This window comes from Sphingorhabdus sp. (assembly GCF_044239665.1).
GTDB lineage: Bacteria > Pseudomonadota > Alphaproteobacteria > Sphingomonadales > Sphingomonadaceae > Sphingorhabdus_B.
In genome coordinates, this window is the sequence record NZ_JBIIBA010000003.1 from 48,716 (window position 1) to 73,846 (window position 25,131).

20 protein-coding genes are annotated in these 25,131 nt (G+C 53.5%); 17 read left to right on the plus strand and 3 right to left on the minus strand.

What is annotated here, in order from left to right:
* The first annotated feature begins 29 nt into the window (after positions 1-29).
* Entirely contained in the window at positions 30-1,073 is a 1,044-nt protein-coding gene (alr, locus tag ACILP3_RS01540; protein ID WP_395614914.1) for an alanine racemase, read from the plus strand.
* A 96-nt stretch (positions 1,074-1,169) separates the two neighbouring features.
* Here alr and ACILP3_RS01545 read toward each other — a convergent pair whose 3' ends face one another.
* Positions 1,170-4,286, minus strand: a complete 3,117-nt coding sequence (locus tag ACILP3_RS01545) for a TonB-dependent receptor domain-containing protein (protein ID WP_395614915.1) — start codon at positions 4,284-4,286, stop codon at positions 1,170-1,172.
* Positions 4,287-4,677: 391 nt separating this feature from the next.
* Between ACILP3_RS01545 and phaR the strand changes: the two genes are divergently transcribed.
* The 3 genes from phaR to rnr are packed head-to-tail and all read left to right on the plus strand — an operon-like array spanning position 4,678 to position 9,074.
* A complete protein-coding gene (gene phaR / locus ACILP3_RS01550) occupies positions 4,678-5,244 on the plus strand; it encodes a polyhydroxyalkanoate synthesis repressor PhaR (protein WP_395614916.1) in 567 nt (188 codons plus the stop codon).
* Between the two features lie 26 nt (positions 5,245-5,270).
* Entirely contained in the window at positions 5,271-6,800 is a 1,530-nt protein-coding gene (proS, locus tag ACILP3_RS01555; protein WP_395614917.1) for a proline--tRNA ligase, read from the plus strand.
* 3 nt (positions 6,801-6,803) lie between these two features.
* Entirely contained in the window at positions 6,804-9,074 is a 2,271-nt protein-coding gene (rnr, locus tag ACILP3_RS01560) for a ribonuclease R (RefSeq protein WP_395614918.1), read from the plus strand.
* 197 nt (positions 9,075-9,271) lie between these two features.
* Here rnr and ACILP3_RS01565 read toward each other — a convergent pair whose 3' ends face one another.
* Positions 9,272-9,727, minus strand: a complete 456-nt coding sequence (locus ACILP3_RS01565) for a universal stress protein (protein WP_395614919.1) — start codon at positions 9,725-9,727, stop codon at positions 9,272-9,274.
* Positions 9,728-9,882: 155 nt separating this feature from the next.
* Here ACILP3_RS01565 and ACILP3_RS01570 point away from each other — a divergent pair, with 155 nt between their 5' ends.
* The 4 genes from ACILP3_RS01570 to ACILP3_RS01585 all read left to right on the plus strand — a co-directional run bounded on the left by ACILP3_RS01570 (position 9,883) and on the right by ACILP3_RS01585 (position 14,605).
* Positions 9,883-11,169: a pyruvate dehydrogenase complex dihydrolipoamide acetyltransferase gene (locus ACILP3_RS01570; RefSeq protein ID WP_395614920.1), complete on the plus strand. Its 1,287-nt coding sequence runs from the start codon at positions 9,883-9,885 to the stop codon at positions 11,167-11,169.
* A 1-nt stretch (position 11,170) separates the two neighbouring features.
* A complete protein-coding gene (gene lpdA, locus ACILP3_RS01575; protein WP_395614921.1) occupies positions 11,171-12,565 on the plus strand; it encodes a dihydrolipoyl dehydrogenase in 1,395 nt (464 codons plus the stop codon).
* Positions 12,566-12,821: 256 nt separating this feature from the next.
* Positions 12,822-14,126 (plus strand): amidohydrolase family protein, encoded by a 1,305-nt coding sequence (locus ACILP3_RS01580; protein ID WP_395614922.1) that lies wholly within the window; start codon positions 12,822-12,824, stop codon positions 14,124-14,126.
* Between the two features lie 134 nt (positions 14,127-14,260).
* Positions 14,261-14,605, plus strand: coding sequence for a hypothetical protein (locus ACILP3_RS01585; RefSeq protein ID WP_395614923.1), 345 nt, complete (start codon positions 14,261-14,263; stop codon positions 14,603-14,605).
* Between the two features lie 80 nt (positions 14,606-14,685).
* Here the strand turns inward: ACILP3_RS01585 and ACILP3_RS01590 are convergent, their stop codons facing one another.
* A complete protein-coding gene (locus ACILP3_RS01590; RefSeq protein WP_395614924.1) occupies positions 14,686-15,258 on the minus strand; it encodes a hypothetical protein in 573 nt (190 codons plus the stop codon).
* A 263-nt stretch (positions 15,259-15,521) separates the two neighbouring features.
* Here ACILP3_RS01590 and ACILP3_RS01595 point away from each other — a divergent pair, with 263 nt between their 5' ends.
* The 9 genes from ACILP3_RS01595 to ACILP3_RS01635 all read left to right on the plus strand — a co-directional run bounded on the left by ACILP3_RS01595 (position 15,522) and on the right by ACILP3_RS01635 (position 25,036).
* Positions 15,522-15,776: a MaoC/PaaZ C-terminal domain-containing protein gene (locus ACILP3_RS01595; RefSeq protein ID WP_395614925.1), complete on the plus strand. Its 255-nt coding sequence runs from the start codon at positions 15,522-15,524 to the stop codon at positions 15,774-15,776.
* A 62-nt stretch (positions 15,777-15,838) separates the two neighbouring features.
* A complete protein-coding gene (locus tag ACILP3_RS01600) occupies positions 15,839-16,993 on the plus strand; it encodes an acyl-CoA dehydrogenase family protein (protein WP_395614926.1) in 1,155 nt (384 codons plus the stop codon).
* Between the two features lie 17 nt (positions 16,994-17,010).
* On the plus strand, positions 17,011-18,213 hold the full coding sequence (locus ACILP3_RS01605) for a CoA transferase (protein WP_395614927.1): 1,203 nt from the start codon (positions 17,011-17,013) through the stop codon (positions 18,211-18,213).
* On the plus strand, positions 18,210-19,424 hold the full coding sequence (locus ACILP3_RS01610) for an acetyl-CoA C-acetyltransferase (RefSeq protein ID WP_395614928.1): 1,215 nt from the start codon (positions 18,210-18,212) through the stop codon (positions 19,422-19,424). Before ACILP3_RS01605 ends, ACILP3_RS01610 begins: the two co-directional genes overlap by 4 nt.
* Entirely contained in the window at positions 19,421-21,013 is a 1,593-nt protein-coding gene (locus ACILP3_RS01615; protein WP_395614929.1) for an acyl-CoA dehydrogenase family protein, read from the plus strand. The genes ACILP3_RS01610 and ACILP3_RS01615 overlap by 4 nt, the downstream gene beginning before the upstream one ends.
* Entirely contained in the window at positions 21,010-21,864 is an 855-nt protein-coding gene (locus tag ACILP3_RS01620; RefSeq protein WP_395614930.1) for a MaoC family dehydratase N-terminal domain-containing protein, read from the plus strand. The genes ACILP3_RS01615 and ACILP3_RS01620 overlap by 4 nt, the downstream gene beginning before the upstream one ends.
* Before the next feature lies 1 nt (position 21,865).
* Positions 21,866-23,026 carry an acyl-CoA dehydrogenase family protein gene (locus ACILP3_RS01625; RefSeq protein ID WP_395614931.1) on the plus strand — a complete coding sequence of 387 codons (1,161 nt, stop codon included), beginning with the start codon at positions 21,866-21,868 and terminating at the stop codon, positions 23,024-23,026.
* 14 nt (positions 23,027-23,040) lie between these two features.
* Positions 23,041-24,207 (plus strand): acyl-CoA dehydrogenase family protein, encoded by a 1,167-nt coding sequence (locus tag ACILP3_RS01630; RefSeq protein ID WP_295490919.1) that lies wholly within the window; start codon positions 23,041-23,043, stop codon positions 24,205-24,207.
* A gap of 43 nt (positions 24,208-24,250) precedes the next feature.
* Entirely contained in the window at positions 24,251-25,036 is a 786-nt protein-coding gene (locus ACILP3_RS01635; protein WP_395614932.1) for an enoyl-CoA hydratase-related protein, read from the plus strand.
* Positions 25,037-25,131 lie beyond the last annotated feature (95 nt).

Here is a 25,131-nt window from a genome sequence, read left to right on the forward strand (position 1 = left end):
GCGCGTCCAGCAGGGACAAAAGGCGGTCGATGACGGATTTTGAGCCTCCTTTGCGCCTTCACCTTGACGGCGAGGCGTTGGTTTCTAATTGGCGCGCGCTAGATGCACATAGCGGCGCGGCGCGGGCAGGGGCTGCGGTAAAAGCCAATGCTTATGGCCTGGGTGTGCGCGAGGTTGTGGCCCGTTTGCGTGATGCAGGGTGCCGTGACTTTTTCGTCGCCCATTGGGGCGAGGCGCAAGCCATTGCCGATTTGGTATCGCCCAGTTGGATATCGGTGCTAAATGGTCTGGCGCAATCCGATCTTGCCGCCGCGCGGGCGTTGGGGGCCACTCCAGTGCTGAATACGCCGGAACAGCTTGCCAACTGGCGCAACGCAGGTGGAGGGCGTTGCCATGTGATGTTCGATAGCGGCATTAACCGCTTGGGCCTTGTGCCGCAGCACATCGCCGACGGCGCGCTCGACGGTGTAGAGGTTGATATGTTGATGTCGCATCTGGCGTCGGCGGACACCGATGTTGCGCAGAACAGTGCGCAGCTTAATATGTTTAGCCAAGCTGTTTCCGCAACCAATGCGCAGCGGTTTAGCTTAGCCAATAGCGCAGGCATCATGTTGGGCGCAGACTATCATTTTGACCTGACGCGCCCTGGGATCAGCCTGTACGGCGGTATTGCCCGTGCGGGAATGGAGGAATGGATCAGACCGGTTGTTCGCCTTTCGGCGCGGCTTTTGCAGGTGCGCAACTTACCCGCAGGCGCAATGGTGGGGTATAACGCAACTTATGTCTGTTCCAAAGAGACCCGCTTGGGCACGATATCTATTGGTTATGCCGACGGATATCTGCGCGCATTTTCGAGCAAGGGGATGGCTTGGGTAGATGGACGTGCGTTGCCGGTTATCGGCCGCGTGTCGATGGACCTTGTGACGCTTGATCTCGACGCCGCTCCGGATTTGCGTGAAGGCGACTGGGTCGATGTCGAATATGACCTTGTGACTGCTGCTGGCCTAACAGGGCTATCACAATATGAGCTGCTCACAAATTTAGGATCTAGGTTCGCGCGTATTTGGAGTTGATGCTTGTGGCATTCCCTTATAGCGCGTCGCGCCGATAACTCAGTTAAACAAAAAAGGGCGCCACAACGGGCGCCCTTTTTTTGTGTTGTGCTACGATTAGAACTTGAAGTTCGTGTTCACGAACCACTGACGGCCGGTGTAATCATAACCCGAATAGAGCGGGGCGTTGCCGATTGTCGTGTAATAAGCAGTGATCTTTGGTGGATCCTTATCAAGCAGATTGCGGACACCGAGGGTCATCTGGAATTTATCCGTGACGTTTAGCTGAACCGAGGCACTATGCTGATAATAATCAGGAACTTCAATCTGGTAGCCCTCAGTCAAGGCGTCAACATTGGCCTGATTGACTAAGCCTGTTGTTCGGCTCGTTGAATTGAACACTGCAGTGCCGCTACTACCATTAAACCAAGACACACCATAGCGGAGCGACACACGGCCCGTGCTGTAGGTAGCGTCGAAGTTGCCGACCAAATCAGGCACGTTCAACGTCCCATTGCTATCAAGCAAAATCTCTTCGGGGAACGTTTTATCACTCTGCTCTGTGTACTTCGTCATGTTAGCGTTGAAAGTAAAACGACCACCGAATAGCAGCGTTGCAAAGCGTCCCGTTAGCTCAAATCCCTTCACGACATCCTGAGACAAGTTCACGTATCCGCTGGTTACAGTCAAAATCTGGTTTGCATCTCGTTTTACAAACTTACAGAAACCGTCAGATGGACTGAAGTCAACGGCGCTGTAGCAGCGAGATAGGATGGTGCCGCCGGAAATCGAGGACACGCCATTAGAGACTAGGATATCAAAATAATCCAAAGCGAGGCCCAACGTTGTTGAACTGGAAATACGTGGCTGAACAACAGCACCAACCGACCAGTTACGCGATGTTTCAGCAGACAAACCAGTTTCCGCACCACCACGCTGGAACAAAGTTATGCTGGAGTTCTGTTGGAAGGTATTAGTATCAATGCCTATTGCCTTGCAATTGGCAGCTCGCTGTTGTTGGGCCGTAGAGTATGCGCTTGGGTTTGGCTGACCATTAGCGCGGGGAAAGTTGTCGGAATCGCAAGGATCGCTTCCGCCACTGCTAAAGCCACTGGTAGCGCCCAAGAATTGTTCTGAAAGAGCAGGGGCGCGATACGATGTGCCGTAGCTGCCACGAATGCCGACCCCTTTAAAGAACTCCCATTCGCCCGCAACCTTATAAGTGGTATCGCTGCCGTATGACGCATAGTCGGTGTAACGGGCAGAGGCATTTAAGCTCAGGTTTTGAAAGAAAGGACGATCGGAGATGATCGGAACGAAAACTTCGCCGAACACTTCCTTGACGTTGTCAGTGCCCCGCGTGGGCGTACCAGCGGTTAGACCAAGAAGGTTACCGCTAATGGAGTTTGCATCAGGCGTGTCGTCAATCTTTTGCTTACGGTATTCAGCCCCCAATGCCAATTGCACATCACCACCTGGCAGTGCAAACAACGGGCCATCTACGTTAAAGCTAGCGGTCGTTTCACGGAACTTAGTGTTCCCGATAGTGTTCACCAGAATATAATCACGAAACCCTTGGGGCAATTTGCCGCCAATTACATCCGCCGTCAAACGAGGTCCTGGTACACAGTTCACGTTTGAAGCGGCGCTGGCACAACTCAGGACGCCAGTGGATGATTCGACAACGTTCATCGCATTTGCCATTCTGTCGATTAAGAAAGACTCAATCTCGTACGTTCCATCTGTCCAAGATTTTCCAACATAAGCGTCATAACGCCAGCCATCGAATGCAAAATCACCGCGGATACCTGTGCCGAAACGAACATAATCAACTTCTTGTGATGAATCTGTGAGGCCGAAGCCTACAAAAGCGCGGGCAGCTACCACTTGACCACTAGACACGTTGTTCGCAGCTAAAAATGCCCCCGAGCGGAATTCCACTGGTAAAAGCGGGCTACCTCTCAAATAGTCCAAAGATACTTGGCGATACAGCAGTGAAGACGACTTGCGGCGAGTAGCAAGCACTTCACCATAAATCTCTGCGTTGCCGAGAAGGTCTGTCTGATAGCTTCCAGCGAGAAACCCAGTGTAATTTTCAACAGGGGTAATCAGCTCTTCTTCCTGACTTGCAGGATCAAACGTATCGCGGTCATAAAGACCTACACCGAGATACCCAGGCGTACCTCCACCAGTACCCGGGGCAGGAACAAAGCGGTTAAATGTGGCTGATGTCCCGCTTGTACGGCCAATAGCAGACCGGTTAGGCAGGCCCAGTGTATTAATGGTCACGCCACCATTGTCTAGGGTGAAGCAGTTACGGGGATCACCCAATGGATATGGATCGTCCGAGCCCAGAGGGGAGGCTGCATCAAGCTTGTAACCTGGAATAGGGCAGCTGGTAAAATCACGGTCGTTGAGACGCAAAGCCTCCCGCTTACGATACTCGAATGAGCCGAGCACGTTGAACCGGTCATCGCCAAAACCAAAGGTCGTAGCGATCCGACGATCAACCCCAGCACCGACTTCAGGAATGTTGACCTGAGCGTCAAGAGTGACCCCTCGAACCTTCTTGTCAGTCATAATGTTTACAACGCCTGCGACGGCGTCAGAACCATAAATTGACGAGGCACCGGCCTTGAGAACTTCAATGCGCTCAACAATTGCCGTCGGCAGAACGTTAAGATCAGCGGCAAGAACGTTGCCTCGCGTACCAGCAGGCGCCAATCGACGACCGTTCAGCAGAACGAGCGTACGTGCGGGGCCAAGGTTGCGAAGACCTAGCGTGTTTGCGCCGGTACCGCCTGCGGTTACGAAACCGCCATAAAAATTGTTGATTTGCCCAGCGCCGGCAGTCACGACTTGGCTCTGCAGCACGTCCGCGGCGCTATTGAAGCCACCTTGCGTGATTTCTTCTGCGGTAACTACGGTAATTGGTTCTATGGTACTAAAGGTGTCGCGACGAATACGAGAACCAGTCACCACGATGGCGCTAGTTGCTTCTTCGACAACTTCACTCGTTTTGGCCACGACTTCATCTTCAGAATCCTGAGGCGCAGGAGTAGCCTGCGCAAAAGACGGTGACGCAATAACCATCGCGAGACTGCCAAACGACGCTGCGATAAAGAGACGAGATTTTTTCATGTGAAGGCTCCCCAGCTTAAATTTTCGTGAAATAAAAATAAAAATAGTGTTCAGATTCAATTCATGTTTCTGTAAAGCTTCCGTCAGCCTCATATGCAAGAGTTGTAGGTGCGATTGGTCGTTTTTTTACGCGTATGTGTCTATAATATCACACGGGCTGCCATGATAAGGTAGGCAAAAGCTCTGGATAATGCCGCGCCCTCGCCTTGGATGCATGGCACCATCCCGCCATCCCGCCATCCGCTGAATCATCTGATCCCAACCTGAACCCAAGCCACACGCGAACTCGTGCGATATCAGGGCGATTTTGCATTCTAACCGCGACGCATCGTGGATTCAAAATTGGATAGAAGAATTACGGGCTTCGTTCCGCCGCATGCGTGGTGCGTTAAAAATAGCGGCTAAAATTGGCATTCTTTCACCAATGTTGCAGTGCACTATAGCTTGATGCTATCAAGCGGCAGCTTTTCCGGAAGGACCAAATATGGCACGTAACGCCAACAAATATGGTGATGGCCCAATCATCATAAAAAAATATGCCAATCGCAGGCTGTATAACACGCAGTCGTCGAAATATATTACCCTCGATTTCCTTGCCGAACTCACACGCAAGGATATTGATTTCAAGGTTGTCGACGCCAAATCCAATGAGGATATCACCCATGGTGTCCTTACGCAGATCATTATGGATGAGGAAAATAACGGGCAGCAAATGTTGCCAGTTGGCTTTCTGAAGCAATTGATCGCAATGTATGGGGATTCGATGCAGGGCATGGTGCCGCAATTTTTGGAAACGTCGATGGACAATTTCCGCAAGAACCAAAGGCAAGTACAAGAAGTGATTGAAACGGCGATCACCTCGGGTCCTTTTGGTCATTTGGCAAAGCAGAATATCGAATTCATGCGCTCTGCACGCGAAGCATTGATGCCGAATTTGGGTAACCTCACGGGTAAAAAGCCGGAGCGCGATGAAAGCGTTGCCGAGCTCAAGCAACAAATTGCGGCGCTACAAGCGCAGATTGACAATATGGCTGCTGACCGCACCTCATAATTTTCCTTTAAAATACAGGTAAGACATTGATTAAACATGCTTTAAGCGTCGCCCGCGCGCAGAATTTCGCTGGCTGGTATCAGGAAGTCATTTCAGAGGCCGATTTGGCCGAGGAATCCGGTGTGCGGGGATGCATGGTCATCCGCCCATGGGGCTATGGCATGTGGGAACGCATTCAGAAGCTTATGGACGCAGAGATTAAGGCTGCTGGCGTTGAAAACTGCTATTTCCCATTGTTCATACCCTTATCCTTCTTTGAAAAAGAGGCTGACCATGTCGAAGGCTTTGCCAAAGAAATGGCGGTTGTTACGCATCACCGCCTTGTCAGCGATGGCAATGGCAAGCTGATCCCAGATCCCGGATCGAAGCTAGAGGAACCGCTTGTCGTTCGTCCAACCTCGGAAACGGTGATTGGCGCCGCGATGAGCCGTTGGGTGCAAAGCTGGCGTGATTTGCCGTTGATGGTCAACCAATGGGCCAATGTTGTGCGTTGGGAAATGCGGACACGTATGTTCCTGCGCACCAGCGAATTTTTGTGGCAGGAAGGGCATACCGCCCATGCCGACCGCGCAGATGCGATGCAGGAAACGATGCGCGCACTGGAAATGTACCGCGCCTTTGCCGAAGGTCCATTGGCCATGCCCGTGGTTGCTGGCGAAAAGCCGGAGAATGAGCGTTTTCCCGGCGCGGTTGCAACCTACAGCATTGAAGCGATGATGCAGGACGGCAAAGCGTTGCAGGCTGGCACGTCGCATTATCTGGGCACTGGCTTTGCTGAAGCATCCGGCATCAAATATCAGGATAAAGAAGGCAATCAGCAATTTGCACATACGACAAGCTGGGGCGTGTCCACGCGCATGATTGGCGGCGTTATCATGACCCATGGCGATGATGATGGCCTGCGCTGCCCGCCGCAAATCGCGCCGCACCAGATTGTGATCATTCCGATGTTACGGGACAATGACGAAGACGAAGCGGTATTGGCATATTGCCGCAGCTTGCGTTTGAAATTGTTGGCGCTCAACGCCTTTGGTGAACCTTTGCGCGTGTTGCTGGATACCAAGGCTGCAAAGGCGTCAAACAAGCGCTGGGCCTGGGTTAAAAAAGGCGCGCCGATTATCGTTGAGGTTGGGCCACGCGATATGGCGGAAGGCAAGGCAGCGGTAATCCGCCGCGATCGCCTGTATAAGGACGACGGCAAGCTTGCGACCGCATTCACACCGCGCGCCGAATTTGTGGCGTCCGCGCCTGCCTTACTGGAGGAAATCCAGAATGGTTTATATGCTGATGCAAAAAAGCGGCTAGAGGCCAATATTCGCCGCGACGTTACCGACCTTGCCCAACATTTTGCCGGCGATGAAGCGGGCTTTGCTGGCTGGGTCGAAGTGCAATGGTCACGACCAAGCGGCGCGGCGCTCGACAGCATCGTTACCGAACTTAAGGCGCTGAAACTCACCATGCGCAACAGCCCCATCAACGCCGCACCCGCCGACGGCGCTTGCTTCTTTACCGGCGATCCGGCGATGGAACGAATACTGATCGGGCGGACTTATTAGAGCATGACCAAATATGCGCAGTTTGAAGGGCTCCCCACAAGAGATCAGATCCTTGAATTTATCAAGACGTCTAAGGACCCTGCGGGCAAACGGGAAATTGCGCGGGAATTTGGTTTGCGTGGGCATGAGAAAATCGCGCTGAAGGCCTTGTTAAAGGACATGACGGATGAAGGGCTGATCGACATGGCCCCGGGCCGTGCCTTTCACAAAATGGGCGGCCTGCCGAAGGTTACTGTGCTCAAGATCGTGGCGATTGATGGCGATAATGCGGTGGCTGTACCGGAGCATTGGGAAGCCGAAGGCATTCCGTTGCCCAAAATCCGGGTGATAGAAACCAAAGGCAAGCGCGGCGCCTTAGGCATTGGGGACCGTATATTGGCGCGCACCGAAGAGCGCGGCAGTGGCCATGTCGCGCACATTATGAAGAAGCTGGCCAAGGGTAGCGAGCAGATTTTGGGCGTAGTCGAAGGCGGCGAAAATGGCCGTTTCTGGCTAAAGTCGGTCGACAAGAAAACGCGCTTTGATACGCAAATTGGTGACGTTGGTAATGCCAAGGCTGGGGAATTGGTGCTCGCCGAATTGACAGGCAATGCGCATAAAAAATCGGCGCGGGTGACCCAAGTCCTCGGCGACCCATTTGCGCCTAAAAGCTTCAGCCTGATTGCCATTCACAAGTTCGGTATTCCATTTGAAATGCCCGAAGCCACCGAGCGTGAGGCTGAACGCGTGAGAGAGTTGCCGGTCACCGACGACCATCGGGAGGACCTGCGCCATTTGCCCATCATCGCCATCGATCCACGCGATGCGCGCGACTTTGATGATGCCATCTGGGCAACTGCAAACGCCGACACAGGGGGTTTTGACGCGATCGTCGCGATTGCGGATGTGAGCTATTATGTTCGCCCCGGTAGCGCATTGGACCATGAAGCATCGAAGCGTGGCAACAGCGTCTATTTTCCAGACCTCGTGGTGCCGATGCTGCCGCACGCATTGTCCTCGGATAAATGTTCGCTGCGGGCAGGGGAGGATCGCGCTGTAATTGCCTGCCATCTTGCCATTGGCAAGACTGGGCAAGTGACCTCATGGCGTTTCACGCGCGCAATCGCGCGAATTGCGGCCAATATTCCTTATCCAGATGCGCAGGCCGCCATTGATGGGCAGATGGAAAATCCATTGCTGGATACGGCGCTTAAACCGCTTTGGGCGTGCTGGAGATTGCTTTCTATGGCCCGTAACAAGCGCGGGCCGCTTGAGCTTAACTTACCTGAAAAGCGCATTACGCTTGACGATCAAGGCCGGGTGACGGGTGTTGCCGAGCGCGAACAGTTGGAAGCGCATCGTTTGGTAGAAGACTTTATGATCGCCGCCAATGTCGCCGCGGCCAAGGCGCTTGAGGCCAAGAAGTCGTCGTTGATTTATCGCGCGCATGAACCGCCAAGCCGCGAAAAGCTGGTGGCGTTGAAGGAATATCTCAAAACTTTTGACATCGAATTTGCGCTTGGTCAGGTGATTAAGCCCGAAACGTTCAATGCGATACTGGAAAAAATTATCGACGAAGAAGTGCGTCCGCAAATCATGGAAGCCGTCTTGCGCAGCCAGACACAGGCTTATTATGGGCCGACCAATGTTGGCCATTTTGGTTTGTCATTGGGAAGCTATGCGCATTTCACCTCGCCAATCCGGCGCTATGCCGACCTTATCGTGCACCGCGCGTTGGTGAGCGCTTATGGGCTTGAGATGCCCAAACCAAAACTCAAGGATGTTGAGCCTGTCACCGGCTTGACCGAGGCCGCGACCATGAAGCTTGCGGCCACCGCGGAAGCCATCAGCCGCACCGAACGTCGGGCGATGGAGGCGGAGCGGGAAACAACAGACCGTTATATTGCGGCCTATCTGTCCGCGCATGTCGGAGAAATCGTTCAAGCGCGGATTACTGGTGTGCAGAATTTTGGATTTTTCGCAACAGTACAAGGGGTTGGCGGCGATGGCTTGGTTCCTGTCTCAACCTTGGACAAGGATTATTTCCATTATGACGAGGCGAGCCAAACATTGATTGGCGAAAAAACACGGCAGGAATATCGACCGGGCATGTGCCTTGAACTGCGATTGGCCGAAGCGAACCCGATTTCAGGCGCACTGCGCTTTGAATTGCCGGAGGGCGGAAGCTACGCGCCAGACCGATTTAAACATAAGGGCAAGCCCAAGGCGGGCAAATATGATGCGGGAAAGCGCGGTAGGCCCGGGAATATCCGGCATCAGGGGAAAAGGCGTTAAGCCTGCTTCACATCGTCTTAATAGAATAGATGTTCGTCATCCTGAACTTGTTTTAGCTTCCCTCATCGTCATCCTGAACTTGTTTCAGGATCTTACTTTTCAATGTGACAGCAACTAAGACCCTGAAACAAGTTCAGGGTGACGATAGGTAATTAGGGTTATCCTGAAACAAATTCAGGTTGACGAACCCGTATAGCTTAACTCAACTCATCCAATTGCGCGTCGCTTAGCGATCCTGGAATTACCATGACCGGGCAGGGTAAGGTCCCGGCATTCACGCCCGTAAAGTGGCTAATCAACGGACCAGGCGCGCCTTGGGCGGCGGCACCCAGCACAAGTGCGGCGATACCGGGATGTTCCTCCAGCATGACTTTTACAACATCAATAGCCTCGCCGGGCTTAACGGTAATATCGGGACGAACCCCCATTTCGTCGAAGATCGAACCGGCGGCTGCGGTCACCAGCTGCTCCGCGCGATCCCGCGCCTCTTCTTCCATGGTTGCTTGAACCCCGCCCCAAGCAACAAAGTCAGCTTGTTCTACCAGTGCCAAAATATGCACCGCGCCGCCGGTTTTCGCGGCACGGCGTGATGCAAACCGCAGCGCAAGCCGTGCCTCCTCAGTTTCGTCGATAACCACCAAATATGTCCGCATACATTCCCCCGGGGGCTTGCATCGCCCGCAGCATTGTATCAATTCCTAATAGCCTGCGCGAAATTTGAAGGATTGGCAACCTCATCACGCTTGACGCTGGGGAAAGCTTGGCTATTCGGATTCTTTTCACGACGTCTACAAAAGGCCAATACCCAATGCCCATAGAACTCAAAATGCCTGCCCTTTCACCCACGATGGAAGAAGGCACATTAGCCCGTTGGCTGGTCAAGGAAGGCGACAAAGTGTCTTCTGGTGATTTGTTGGCGGAAATTGAGACCGACAAGGCAACTATGGAGTTTGAAGCGGTTGATGAGGGTATCGTGACCCAGATATTGGTGGCCGAGGGAACCGACGGCGTAAAGGTCGGTGCGGTTATCGCGATGATTCAAGGTGAGGATGATGAGGCAGCGCCTGTTCAGCCCGCTCCGCCTGTGAAAGCGGAGCAAGTTGTTTCAACCGCCCAAGCCGCAGAGCCGACCGCGACAGCGCCCCGTCCGCAGGCGTCCGCAGCGAGCCCTGCGCCATCGGATAACAATGACCGCGTGAAAGCGAGCCCACTCGCCAAGCGGATAGCCAACAACAAAGGCCTTGATCTGACCTCAGTCGCCGGCACCGGTCCTAATGGCCGTATCGTGAAGGCAGATGTGGACGCGCTCTCTGGCGAAAGCCGGAGCCCTGTTGCGGCCACCGCTTCGAATGCCGGACCTCGCGCGGAAGCTCCCATGGCTAAGCCCGCTGCCATTGACACCGACATCCCGCATGAGGTCGTCAAGCTCAGCAATATGCGCAAGACCATTGCGCGCCGCCTGACCGAGAGCAAGCAGCAAGTGCCGCATATTTATCTGACGGTAGATGTCCGTCTTGACGCCTTATTGAAGCTGCGCGGCGAATTAAACGCATCGCTGGAGGCGCGCGGTATCAAGCTGTCCGTCAACGACATGCTGATCAAGGCGCTCGGCCTTGCGCTCATGCAGGTGCCGAAGTGCAATGTCAGCTTCGCGGGCGACAATATGCTGCAATACGCCCGTGCCGATATTAGCGTTGCGGTATCCGTGCCGACTGGATTGATTACGCCCATTGTGACGGATGCTGCGAACAAGTCACTGTCCAAAATCTCGACCGAAGTCGCCGAACTTGCGGGCAGGGCCAAGGATGGCAAGTTGCAACCGCATGAATATCAAGGCGGCACTGCGTCCATTTCCAACATGGGCATGATGGGCATCAAGCAATTCGACGCTGTCATCAACCCGCCACAAGCGATGATCCTCGCGGTCGGGGCAGGGGAAAAGCGCCCCTATATCGTCGATGACGCTTTGGCCATCGCCACGGTTATGAGCGTTACCGGTTCCTTCGACCACCGCGCCATCGACGGCGCAGACGGCGCGATGTTTATGAAAGTCTTCAAGGAACTGGTGGAGAAGCCTTTGGGGTTGGTGGCGTAAAATGTCTAACTATGATCTCATCGTCCTTGGTTCTGGTCCCGGTGGCTATGTTGCCGCCATCCGTGCCGCGCAGCTTGGGCTGAAAGTTGCGATTGTCGAGCGCGAAAATCTTGGCGGCATCTGCCTCAACTGGGGTTGCATCCCGACCAAGGCGTTGCTGCGTTCGGCGGAAATCTATCATTATATGCAGCATGCGGGCGACTATGGCCTGACGGCGGCCAATATCAGTGCGGATATTGACGCGGTGGTGAAACGGTCGCGCGGTGTGGCGAAGCAGTTGAATCAGGGCGTGACGCATCTGATGAAGAAGAACAAGATCACCGTCCATATGGGCGACGGCAAGCTCACTGCGCCAGGCAAATTGACTGTTACCAAAGACGGTAAGACCGAAGAATTGACCGCAAAGAACATCATCATCGCCACCGGCGCGCGGGCGCGCGATTTACCTAAAGCGAAGGCCGACGGAAAACGCATCTGGACCTATCGCCATGCCATGGTGCCCGCAGAAATGCCGACAAAGTTGCTGGTTATTGGCTCGGGTGCCATTGGTATAGAATTTGCAAGTTTTTACAATGATATGGGTGCAAAAGTTACCGTCGTTGAGATGATGGACCGCATTGTCCCCGTCGAAGATGCGGACGTTAGCGCGTTTTTGGAAAAAGCGCTGAAAAAGCAGGGTATGGACATTCGCACGTCTGCAGGGGTCGGTTCGGTCACGCCGTCCGAAACACACGTAACCGTTGAGATAAAGGCCAAGGACGGTGCCGTTACGACAGAAGAGTTCAGCCATGTCATTGTTGCCATTGGCATAGTTCCCAATGTTGAGAATATTGGACTTGAGGATTTGGGCATAGAGCCTGACAAGCGCTTTCACATTAAAACGGACCCCATGGGCCGGACAAATGTCCCGGGCATCTGGGCAATTGGTGATGTCACTGCACCGCCATGGTTGGCGCATAAGGCAAGCCATGAAGGCGTGATTGCGGCTGAAGCCATCGCAGGCGGTCATCCCCATGCAATGGATCCAATGAACATTCCGGGCTGCACCTATTGCCACCCGCAAGTCGCCAGCGTCGGCATGACCGAAGCCAAGGCAAAAGAAGCAGGCTATGACGTCAAGGTCGGCAATTTCCCCTTCTTAGGCAATGGCAAGGCGATAGCTTTGGGTGAGGCAGAAGGTTTTATCAAAACCGTGTTTGATGCCAAGACCGGCGAATTGCTGGGCGCGCATATGGTCGGCGCGGAAGTTACCGAATTGATCCAAGGCTACACCATCGGCAAGACCGCCGAATTGGTCGAGGCCGATTTCATGCACACCGTCTTCCCGCATCCAACCTTGAGCGAGATGATGCATGAGAGCGTGCTCGGCGCCTATGGTAAGATGTTGCACATGTAAGTTAAGGCGGTTGGGACCAATACACCAATACAACCGTCACCCTGAACTTGGTTCAGGGTCTATTGTGCCTTTCTAACGTCGGCTTGGGTCGCAATATGGATCCTGAAACAAGTTCAGGATGACGTTCATTATATAATGATGACATCCATTATATAATGATGACGTCCATGATATAGGGATGACGACGTTTTTGCTGTCCTACACCGCCATTTTTTGCCATCCGTTCGGATAACAAAAATATGTAGGGAAAATGGGTATGTCATATAGTGTGAACTTGCTGAAGAATCTGCGAGTCTTGGCGATTTCTGGCGGCTTTATTTTGTCCTCGACTGCACAAGCACAAACGACGGTCATTACCGCTGAGAAGATGGTCGATGTTTTGACCGGTAAAACGGTTGATTTTCCTGCTGTGTTTGTCGGCGCGGATGGCCGCATCACCAGCATCGCCGATGCCCGCACGGTAAAATGGGGCAGCGACGTCACGCACATCGACATGTCCGGCAAAACCATATTGCCCGGCCTCATTGACATGCATGTCCATCTCGATAGCCCAGCTGATATTGGCGGCTATCGCGGCCTTGAATTTACCGACAGCTTTTGGGGCATGTCCGCCGTCGGCGCAGCGCAAGCCATGCTTAAGGCTGGTTTTACCACCGTGCGCAATGTCGGGGCGGAAAACCGCAATGACATTGGCCTAAAACAAGCGATTGAAAATGGCTATGCGATTGGTCCCCGCATTGTGCCAGCTGGCTATTCCATCGGCGCAACTGGCGGACATTGCGACTCGACATTCCTACCACCCAGCCTTGAAGGGGTTTCCAAGGAAGAGGGTATCGCCGATAGCGAGGACGAGCTGCGCTACGAAATCCGGCGCCAACGTAAATATGGCGCTGAAGTCATCAAGGTCTGTGCCACAGGCGGCGTATTCTCGCGCAATACCGAACCTGGTCAGCAGCAGCTTTCCGAACGTGAATTGCGCGTCATCGCCGATGAGGCGCATCAATGGGGCTTACGCGTAGCGGCACATGCCCATGGCGGAGACGGTATTAAGGCCGCCATCAAAGCGGGCATCGACACAATTGAACATGCAAGCCTTGTCGACGATGAAGGCATTAAGCTTGCCGCCGCGCGTGTGCGTCCTGTGTGGTTCTCGATGGATATCTTCAACACAGATTATACGCAGGCCGAGGGCGCTAAAAATGGCGTGCTTGAGGACAATTTGCGCAAAGACCGCGAAGTTGCACAGATCCAGCGCGACAATTTCCGTAAAGCGCACAAAGCTGGCGTTAAGATGGTCTTTGCCTCCGATGCGGGCGTGATGCCGCACGGTCTTGTCGGTGGGCAGTTCAAGGTCATGGTCGAATATGGCATGACCCCGATGGAGGCCATTCAGGCCGCAACCCGCAATGCCGCACAAGCGCTTGGCCGTGAGAAGGATGTGGGCGCCATTGCCATTGGCCGCTTTGCCGATATCATCGCCGTCGATGGCGATCCCTTGGCTAATGTGCGGGAGTTGGAATCCGTCGACGCCGTTGTGAAGGGTGGCAAAATCGTCCGGTGAATGGGTGGGGGCAATCTGTCATAGCGCATTGATTGCGCCATGATGATTGTGTAAACTATCATCATAAATTGTGTAAACTATCATCATAAATGGTCGTAAAACCATTCGGGAACGAATATCAGGGATTTTGAAATATGATCACTATCATCGCAACCGCACTGCTCAGCATGGCCGCCATGAAGGGCGATGCCATGGACAACGCACGCAAGGCGTATAACAACTGCATGATTGAAGTTCACAATGTTGCAGTCACAGAAAAAGCCTCTCCAAGCGCGTTCATCAAAACATCCGATGCGGCATGCCCGACAGAGCGCGCGGCCTATAAGGCGATATTGGTGAAGTCCGAGCGTTCTTACGGTTCAAGCCAAGCCGAAGCCGAAAAGTTTGCAGCCGAGGAAATCCAGATGCTGATCGACTCGGTGGTGACGAGCTTTAATGAAAATGTTGAGAATGGCGCAAAGTTGACGCCGGAGAAATAATGGCTGTAACAAGCCATGTCGGCGTGGTGACTATTGTAGTTTTGTTTTCATGCTCAGTGGTTGAAAACCGCATTGAGGCATTATTCTCGGTAGGCACTATTAAAAATGCCACTGTAAGTGCTCAAGGCGGAACAGGCTGCTTTTGCTAAGGCTTCTTCTTCGTTTTCGGAGAGATGCAAAACATCAAGATCGTGTCGAAATGCCTGCCACTCGCGTTTCCGATTTTCAGCATCAACGCGTACACTAAGGTGATTGGCCTTTGGGTCTGTTAAGAGTTGCGTCAATCCGAAATCGACAAATTGGGTCGCATATAACCAACCCATCCTTGGAAGTAGGCCAAAGGGCACGCTGCGGCCATGACCGGAAAACTGTAAATCTGGAACAATCTGCCGGGGCGCTTTAGGCTCAAATACCTGCGGTTGGCGGATATCGAAAAAGGGAAAAAGCAACCGCTTGATATTAGGATCATCATAAACGGGTTTGACCATCTGATGATAATGGACGTGCGCCAGCAGTAACCTTTGACAATTGGTCTCGCTCATCACGGGCTGATGTGATTCAATGCAATCAATCACCAAATCGCGCGCATGGCTGGTTTTGACTGCCAACCATTTAGATAGCGACCAACTATCGGACAAAATATTATGTTCCATATGCAAATTATGGCCCGTAAAAATTTAAAAGCGCACAAAAGGGCGCAATCAATCCAGCGCCCTGTGCAACTATGTGCTGATCGATGAAGGGACAATGGCATATGTCGATATCGCACAGGCCAGTCTGCGCTCTAACGCCAAATCCCATTTTGCAATCCATGCCCATGCCGTGATGCTGTAATTAATTCTGCGACGTTTTCCAGTCTCGTTTGATTTTTTTGGCTAGGCTCCATTTATGTACTTCGGTGGGGCCGTCATATACGATGGTTGAACGTCGGATTGTCAGCGGCGACGACACTTACGGCGTGGTTGGCCGCGCGTTGATGTCGGCGTTAGCCGATCATGCCCCATTGCGTGTGCGCAGACTGCACGTTCGGTTTTCACGACCTGTTGCAACGGGCGAGACAATCCGGACGGATATTTGGATTGAGAGTGATGGAAAAGCAGCATTTCAGTCGACAAGTATTGAAGGTGATGTCACGGTTCTGTCGAATGGATATTTTGAATTTACGGCTTAAAAGTCAGTCATGAATAGCGAAAAGAGAAATTCGTTTTTTGTATCGCTGGTAAAGGGAACGTCATGGATAACGACATTTTTGATCAGTTTATCGAGCAGCTTCAGCGTTATGTTCGCGAGCGTTTAATTCCTGCCGAGAAGGAAATCCTCGAAACAGATATCATCCCAGACTCAATTATAGCTGAGATGCGGGAAATGGGGCTTTTTGGCCTGACGATGCCTGAAGAATATGGCGGCTCTGGAATGAATATCCAGCAATATGTCCGGACAATCCGTGAATTGAGCTATGCCATGCCATGCTATCGCTCGATCACGTCGATCAACATTGGAATGGTTTGTTCAGCGTTTAAAAATGGCGGTACTGACGCACAGAAATCAGAATGGTTGCCGCGATTGGCAGCAGGTGAAGTGGCCTCTTTTGGCCTGACCGAGCCTGGATCCGGTTCGGATTCCGCCGCTATGCAGACTATCGCTGTAAAGTCCGGCAATGGCTGGGTCTTGAACGGGACAAAGCGCTACATCACCAATGCGCCCTTCGCGAAGGTCGCGCTTATCATGGCCCGTACCAGCAAAGAAGCACTTCCCAAAAATGCCCATGTTTCGGCCTTTATTGTTCCCATGGACACCGCTGGCGTTGCTGTTGGTAAGTCCGATAAAAAAATGGGGCAGGCGGGAAGCCATATTGCCGATATCATCATGGAAGATGTAAAATTACCCGCTGATGCCATATTGGGCGGCGAAGAAGGTAAGGGCTTTGCTTTTGCAATGCAGAGCCTCGACAATGGACGGCTTTCAGTGGGAGCCGCGGCCACGGGTTATGCCCGCCGCGCACTGGACAGCGCATTGCGCTATGCTAATGAACGTAAAGCGTTCGGTGAGCCAATTGCCAATTTTCAACTTATTCAGCAAATGCTGGCGGATAGTGACATCGAAATCTATGCCGCTGAATGTATGCTTGAGGACGCTGCCCGCCGTGCTGATGCAGGCGAGAATGTCCTGCGGAAGGCGGCGGCTGCAAAGGTGTTTGCTACCGAAATGTGCGGCCGCGTTGTTGACCGCGTGGTTCAAATTTACGGTGGCGCTGGCTATCTCGCAGAATATGATGCGGAACGTTTCTACCGTGACGCCCGCATTTACCGGATTTATGAAGGCACAACGCAAATTCTGCAGCTTCAAATTGCCAAACATATGCTGCGTGAATGGGCTGCCCAATCCTAATGTCGGAAGCCTGATGCATGTATGATTTGTTAGACGGTTTGAAGATTATCGAGGCGTCGTCATTTGTGGCGTCGCCGACGGCGGGCCTATATTGTGCGCAGTTCGGCGCAGAGGTTATTCGTGTCGATCAGGTTGGTGGCGGCCCGGATTATCATCGCTGGCCAGTGACTGAGGCGAATGACTCATTGTACTGGGAAAATCTAAACCGTGCCAAAAAGTCGGTAGCACTTGATTTATCGAGCCCGCAAGGGCGGGAAATACTGCAAGAATTGGTGCGCGCTACGGGCCAATTTATTACTAATTTCCCCGCAGAGGGCTTTCTGTCGCACGCAAAACTAGCGGAAGGACGCGCTGATCTTGTCACAGTCCGGGTGATGGGCTGGGCCGACGGTGCACCAGCCCTTGATTATACCGTGAATAATGCCGTTGGTTATCCCATGATGACTGGGCCTGGTCCCGAACCCGTCAACCATGTTCTGCCGGCTTGGGATGTCATCAGCGGCGCCTATGCTGCATTTGCCATGCTGGCCGCCATTCGCAGGCGCGAACAAACCGGGGAGGGCAGTGAGGTCCGCGTTCCCCTGTCGGACGTCGCCATTGGCACGGTTGCCAATCTGGGCGGTATTGCCGAAGTGCTGCATAACAAGGCCAATCGTCCTCGGCTTGGCAACGCGGTCTATGGTTTGTTTGGACGTGATTTTGTCACCAAAGACAATATCCGCACGATGATTGTCGTTGTCACACACCGCCAATGGGCAAATCTAATCGGTGCGCTTGGTTTGGCAACTCAAGTCGAAGCGATAGAGGCAGAGCGCGGCGTTAGCTTCGCCAAAGACGATGGACTTCGCTTTCAGCACCGCGATGCGCTTTATCCGTTGTTTGAAAGGGCGATTGGTTCGCTCGATCACGCGGTAATGGCTTCAACGCTTGATGCGGCAGGAATTGTTCATTCGGCCTATCGTACCATGTTGGATGCTGCACATGATCCACGCTTGGTCGGCAACAATCCCATGTTTTCCGCCTTTGACGCGAACCCATCGGGTTTCAATTATCCTGCCGCTGGTGCCTTTGGCAGTATTCCCCAATTGCAGCGTGGTGACGCAAAGGCAGCGCCGCGCAATGGGCAGCATAGCGAGGAAATATTGAGCACGTCGCTCGGACTATCCTCAGGCGAAATCGCCCGTCTCATCGACTCTGGAATATTAGGAATTGCCACATGAATACGCTTCGCCGTGCCGCTATTGTAGCCCCTATTCGCACGCCCGTCGGCAAATTCGGCGGTGCGCTGTCGTCGCTCAACGCAGGTGATTTGGGCGGTATCATCCTCAAGGCACTGATTGAACGGACAAAAATTGATCCGTCGCGCGTCGACGACGTTGTCTTTGCCCAAGGCTATGGTAATGGCGAAGCACCGTGCATTGGGCATTGGGCGTGGCTTGCGGCGGGGCTGCCCATTGAGGTGCCCGGGTATCAAGTCGACCGTCGTTGTGGTTCCGGCCTGCAAGCCATCGTGAATGCCGCAATGATGGTTCAAACGGGGGTAAGCGACATTGTCGTAGCCGGTGGGTGCGAAAGCATGTCAAATGTTGAACATTACACCACGGACGTTCGCAAAGGCGTTCGTGCGGGCAATCTGACGCTGCATGATCGCCTGACGCGTGGGCGGGTGATGAGCCAGCCTGTCGAACGATTTGGCGTAATAAGTGGCATGATTGAGACCGCTGAAAATTTGGCGAAAGACCATGATATCAGCCGCGAAGCGTGTGATGCGTATGCTGCGCGTTCACACCAGCGCGCGGCGGCGGCATGGGCAAATGGCCTGTTTGACGATGAGTTGGTGCCAGTGCGCATCGCGCAAAGGAAAGGCGATCCAATCATCTTTGATCATGATGAAGGCTATCGCGCCGATGCGACGCTCGAAACAATGGCTGCCTTACGTCCGCTTGAAGGTGGCGTGGTTACGGCAGGCAATGCGAGCCAGCAAAATGACGCAGGTGCGGCTTGCCTTGTTGTCGCCGAAGACAAGTTGGAAGAGCTTGGGTTAGAACCCATAGCCTATTTCCACAGTTGGGCTGCCGCTGGCTGCGAGCCTTCGCGCATGGGCTATGGTCCGGTTCCTGCAACGCAACGTCTGTTTGCGCGCAACGGCTTGAGTTGGAACGACATCGGCCTTGTCGAGTTGAATGAGGCATTTGCGCCGCAAGTACTTGCCTGTCTCAAGGGCTGGGGCTGGTCGGATGATGACAGCCGCCATGATATGCTCAACGTCAACGGGTCGGGTATCTCGCTTGGTCATCCTATTGGTGCAACCGGGGGGCGTATATTGGCGAACCTGACCCGCGAAATGCATCGCAGGGACGTCCGTTTCGGGCTTGAAACGATGTGCATTGGCGGCGGCCAGGGGATTGCGGCGGTATTTGAACGCGCATGAGTTTTGCAGCCGCTCTACAAGCTGCGGAGCGTTACTGCGACGCGGCAAAATCGGCACTCGTGGCGCGTCTGGCGCAGCGTGCTATGGAAACAGACCAACGCGCCGCGCATGGCTTTGCTTGGGTGGCCACCAGTGTTGCGGCTTTGGAAGCCGTTAGCCGATGGCTCGACAGCAATGACGGTGGAACGCAGCTTGACCAGCATGTGGCGTCTCTGATTTTTGCCGAAACCTTGGGACAACTGACTGGCGGTCTGCCGATGGGGCAGAACGAGATTTTTAGACCTGTGGATCTTGGTATCGTCAGTACCGCAGCATTGCTTGCCCATGATTGCACTTCTTGGTTGAATGATAACCAAGCAGAAACCCGTGCCGCGGTGGCACAGGCCTTGGCTGATGGTCAAATGCCAAGCGAGAATCTTTATGACGCTGAATTGGACGTTATTCGCGACCAATATCGGCGGTTTACAAATAGCAGGATTTTACCAAACGCGCACAAGTGGCACCTTGCAAATGACTTAATCCCAGATGAAACCATATCTGAAATGGCGGATCTTGGCACTTTCGGGGTGTGTATTCCCACGGAATATGGTGGTTTGGGATTATCGAAGCTGGTGATGTGCGTCGTGACAGAAGAGCTGTCGCGCGGGTGGATTGGTGCAGGGTCGCTGAGTACTCGGTCTGAAATAGCTGGCGAGTTGATCGCGATGGGTGGCACACACGCGCAAAAGGCCCATTGGCTGCCAAAAATCGCCAGCGGTGAAATATTGCCAACGGCGGTGTTTACCGAACCTGACACAGGTTCCGACCTTGGCGCATTACAGACGCGGGCGCGGCGGGATAATAGGCATTGGGTAATCGACGGGGCAAAGACTTGGATTACCCATGCAAGTCGCTCTGACCTCATGACTATGCTCGTGCGCACAGCGCCCGATGTGAATGGCTATGCGGGGCTGTCCATGCTGCTGGTGCCAAAGCCGCGTGGAACAAAGGCGGACCTATTTCCTGTTGAAGGCATGTCCGGTAGCGAAATAGAAGTGCTGGGTTACCGCGGTATGCGCGAATATACCCTGCAATTTGATGCTATGATTGCCCCTGATGATGCTTTGCTGGGCGGTGAAGAGGGGCAGGGCTTTAAGCAACTGATGCGCACATTCGAAGGCGCGCGTATCCAGACCGCAGCGCGCGCCGTGGGTGTTGCAAAACGCGCGTTAGAGCTTGGCCTCGATTATGCCGTTAACCGCAAGCAGTTTGGCAAGGCCATCATCGGGTTCCCGCGCGTAGCCGACAAAATCGCAATGAGCGTAGCTGATTTCGTGATGACCCGTGAACTGACTTACGCAGCAGCGCGTGCTAAGGATTCTAGCAAACGCTGCGATATTGAGGCGGGCATGGCGAAGCTGCTGGCAGCCCGTGCTGCATGGAGCAATGCCGATGCCGCGTTACAAATTCATGGCGGCAATGGCTATGCGCTTGAATATGAAATTAGCCGTGTTTTGTGTGATGCGCGGATTTTGAATATCTTTGAAGGCGCCGCAGAAATTCAGGCGCAGGTAATTGCAAAAGGTTTGACGGGAGTTCGCAATTCATGAGTATTTGGGACGCCTGGATTGGGCGCGAGGAATTGCGGACAGACCGCATCGACAATGGTCTGGCAGCACGTTGGCTTGCGACATTTGATCGTGAAGCACCTACCCATGGCAACGTACCACAGGGGTTCCATTGGTGCTTATGCGTGCCGGATGCCGCGACTGCGCAACTTGGCCCTGACGGACATCCCGTGCGTGATGACAGCCAAGCCAGTTTTCTTCCACCGATAGCTTTACCGCGCAGAATGTGGGCATCCAGCAAAGTGGATTTCTTTGCGCCTTTGCATATGGGTGAAGCGGTCACCCGCACGTCGCGCGTTATATCCATCACCGAAAAATCAGGGGGTTCTGGCCAGTTGGTATTTGTTGATGTGGCGCATGAAACTTTTGGCGAGGCGGGGATCGCGGTTCACGAGGTTCAGAGCATTGTATATCGTGAGGCGGCCGCGTTTGGTGCGGATTTATCGCCACCAAAATCGGCGTTAGGAGCCGTTGATTTAGAGGGTTGGAGCGGCCACCGGATGCTTACACCAAGCGAGCCGATGCTCTTCCGTTTCTCCGCGCTAACCTTCAACAGCCACCGGATTCATTATGATTTGCCTTATGCGCAAGATGAGGAGCGGTATCGTGGCCTTGTCGTCCACGGCCCGTTGACCGCGACATTATTACTGGATTTGGCGCGGCGGGAATTCGGCGACAATGCGCTCGCACATTTTAGCTACCGGGGCCTTTCGCCTGCCATTTGCGGTGAGGCTTTGCATCTCGTGATGCGCGGCTCAGGTAATGAAATCGAAATGGCGGCTTTTGCTGGCGACGGACGGCAAGTGACCGCCGCAACAGCCCAAAGGAAATAATATGATAACTGAAAGCGAAGGCATCAGCGAAATCCGCCGTGCAGTGCAGGCCTTATGCGCGAAATTTCCCGGTGCTTATTGGCGGGAAAAAGATAGCGAACGCGCATATCCTGCCGAATTTGTCGATGCTCTGACCAAAGCAGGGTTTCTCGCCGCCCTGATCCCGGAAGCTTATGGTGGTTCGGGGCTAAAGCTTGATGCCGCAGCCGTGATCATGGAAGAAATTCAGGCAGCAGGCTGCAATGGTGCTTCGGCCCATGCACAGATGTATATCATGAACACCTTGTTGAAATATGGCCGCGAAGAACAGAAGCAGGAATATCTGCCACGTATTGCAACAGGAGAGCTGCGTCTGCAGGCCTTTGGTGTTTCTGAACCAACCAGCGGCACGGACACGCTATCCTTGCGGACTGTCGCTGTGCGGGACGGTGACGAATATGTCATCAATGGCCAGAAGATCTGGACCAGTCGTGCGGAATATTCTGACCTGATGATGTTGCTGGCACGCACGACCCCGCGTGAAGAGGTGGCCAGCAAGACCGAAGGGCTCTCCATTTTCTTGGTTGATATGCGCAAAGTGGTCGGGAACGGCATGACCATCAAGCCGATCCGTACGATGATGAATCATTCAACAACCGAAGTTTTCTTTGACGATATGCGGATTCCAGCGTCTGCACTGATCGGTGAGGAAGGCAAGGGGTTCCGCTATATTCTCTCGGGCATGAATGCAGAGCGCATATTGATTGCTGCGGAATGCATTGGTGACGCCAAATGGTTTATCAAGAAAGCGAGCGACTACGCCAGCGAGCGCAATGTTTTTGGCCGCGCGATCGGCCAGAATCAGGGCGTCCAATTTCCTATCGCCCGTTGCTATGCGCAAATGTGCGCGGCGGAGTTAATGGTGCATCATTCGGCACAAGTGTTTGATGCAGGCGGTAATCCCGGCGCAGAAGCCAATATGGCCAAGCTGCTGGCGTCCGAAGCAAGTTGGGCCGCTGCGGATATGTGCGTCCAAACCCACGGCGGCTTTGGCTTTGCCGAAGAATATGATGTCGAACGCAAATTCCGCGAAGCACGTCTTTACACCGTTGCCCCGATCAGCACGAACTTGATCCTAAGTTATCTTGCCGAGCATGTTCTTGGCCTTCCCCGCAGCTATTAACGCAAGGATACGCCATGAATTTCGAACTCGCTGAAGAGCATAAAATGCTCAAAGACCTAACCCGTAAATTTGTGGAATCCCAGCTTATGCCGTTAGAAAGCATTGTGCTAGCGCGCGAGACAGAGGGCAAAGGCAGTTATCTGACCATAGACGAACAGGCGCGTGTTGATCTCGTGTCAAAGGATTTAGGACTGTGGGGTCTGGATGCGCCGGAGGAAGTGGGCGGGATGAACCTGCCGATGGTTGCCATGGTTGGTGTTGGCGAAGAACTTGGCCGGACCGTTACCCCTTACACAATCCCCCCAGATTCCCCCAATTTACGCATGATGATGGCGGCGGCGGATGAAAAGCAGCGCGAACATTATCTAGCGCCTTATGTGCGCGGCGAGACGATCTCTGCTATCGGTATATCGGAACCGGGGGCTGGAGCCGACCCGCAACTGATGAAGACTACCGCAGTTCAGGATGGCGATGACTGGATTATCAACGGCCGAAAAATATGGATTACAAAGGCAGACGAGGCAGATTTCACCATATTGATGGCCGTGACGGACAAAAATGCCGAAGGCCGAAATGGCATGTCGGCATTTCTCGTCGACCGCGAAACACCGGGATTTAATGTCCTACGCAAAATCCCTATGATCGACGGCACGGCGACCTATGAAATCGCGCTCGACGATTGCCGCGTCCCAGGCTGGAAATTACTTGGCAAGCGCGGACAGGGGTTTTTGCCAATGCAAGTCCGTTTGGGCACAAGGCGGATAGAAATGGCGTCATGGTCAATTGGCATGGCGCAGCGCGCGCTGGATATGATGATCGACTATGCCCCGCAACGCGTGACTTTTGGTAAACCGCTGTCGTCCCGCCAAACGGTGCAGAATTGGGTTTCTGATGCCGCTACGCGGATACATGCTATGCGGTTGATGACTTACGACTGTGCGTGGAAAATGGATGAAGGGCGCGACACCAGGCAAGAGATTTCGATGATCAAATCCTATTGCACCGAAACTGCCTATGACATTGTCGACCATGCGATGCAGATGTTCGGCGGGATGGGTATGACACGCGAAATGCCGCTTTATCTGCTGTCCAACAAGTTACGGACTATGCGCATTTATGATGGGCCAAGCGAAATTCACAATTGGGTGGTCGCACGGGACTTGCTCGGAACGCGTGACTGAATTAACCGATAATAATACAAACGCCGGAGGAGGGCGCGTAATCATGGCTTATGAAACAATATCCGTTGACGTATCTGAAAAGATCGCGACCATCACCCTCAACCGTCCTGAACGGATGAATGCGTGTTCTCTAGATATGGCTGGGGAAATAAATGACGTCCTTTCAACTGGTCTTGGCGATGCCCGCTGCCTTGTCATTACGGGCGCAGGACGCGGATTTTGTTCAGGCGCAGACTTGTCCGCTCGCGGAGAACGCTCGATTTCGGGAGGGGAGGGTAGCTATATCGCTTTGACCCGGCATTATAACCCGTTGATGATGAACCTTGCCCGTCTGAATATGCCCATCGTTACCGCCATCAACGGCGCCGCTGCAGGCGTAGGCTGCTCCATTGGCCTATGCGGTGATTTCGTTATCGCGGGTAAATCCGGCTATTTTCTTCAGGCATTTGTGAATATCGGTCTTGTTCCCGACGGCGGCGCATCGTGGATGCTCCCTCGCTTGGTTGGCAAGGCGCGCGCAACGGAAATGATGTTGCTTGGTGAAAAAATCAGCGGTGAAAAAGCGGCGGATTGGGGTATGATCTACAAATGTGTTGAAGATGAAGCCTTACAAACAGAAGCCCGCGCGCTGGCTAGCCGGCTCGCCAACGGTCCTACCGTGGCTTATGCAGTGATGCGTAAAAATATCCTGACCGCGTTGGAAAACTCGTACGCCGAACAATTGCTGGCGGAAGCCGAAGGGCAACGGATTGCAGGAAGCACCGCTGATGCAAAGGAAGGCGCTCTCGCCTTCGTGGGAAAACGCAAAGCAAGCTTTAAGGGGCAATGAGAATTGGGGGCAGCCTGAGCTGAACGCGCCTGTTACCACAGGCGCCGCCTTTCAGTGTGTGCTGAGCTTTTTATCCGGGCGGCAAATTGTGTCGC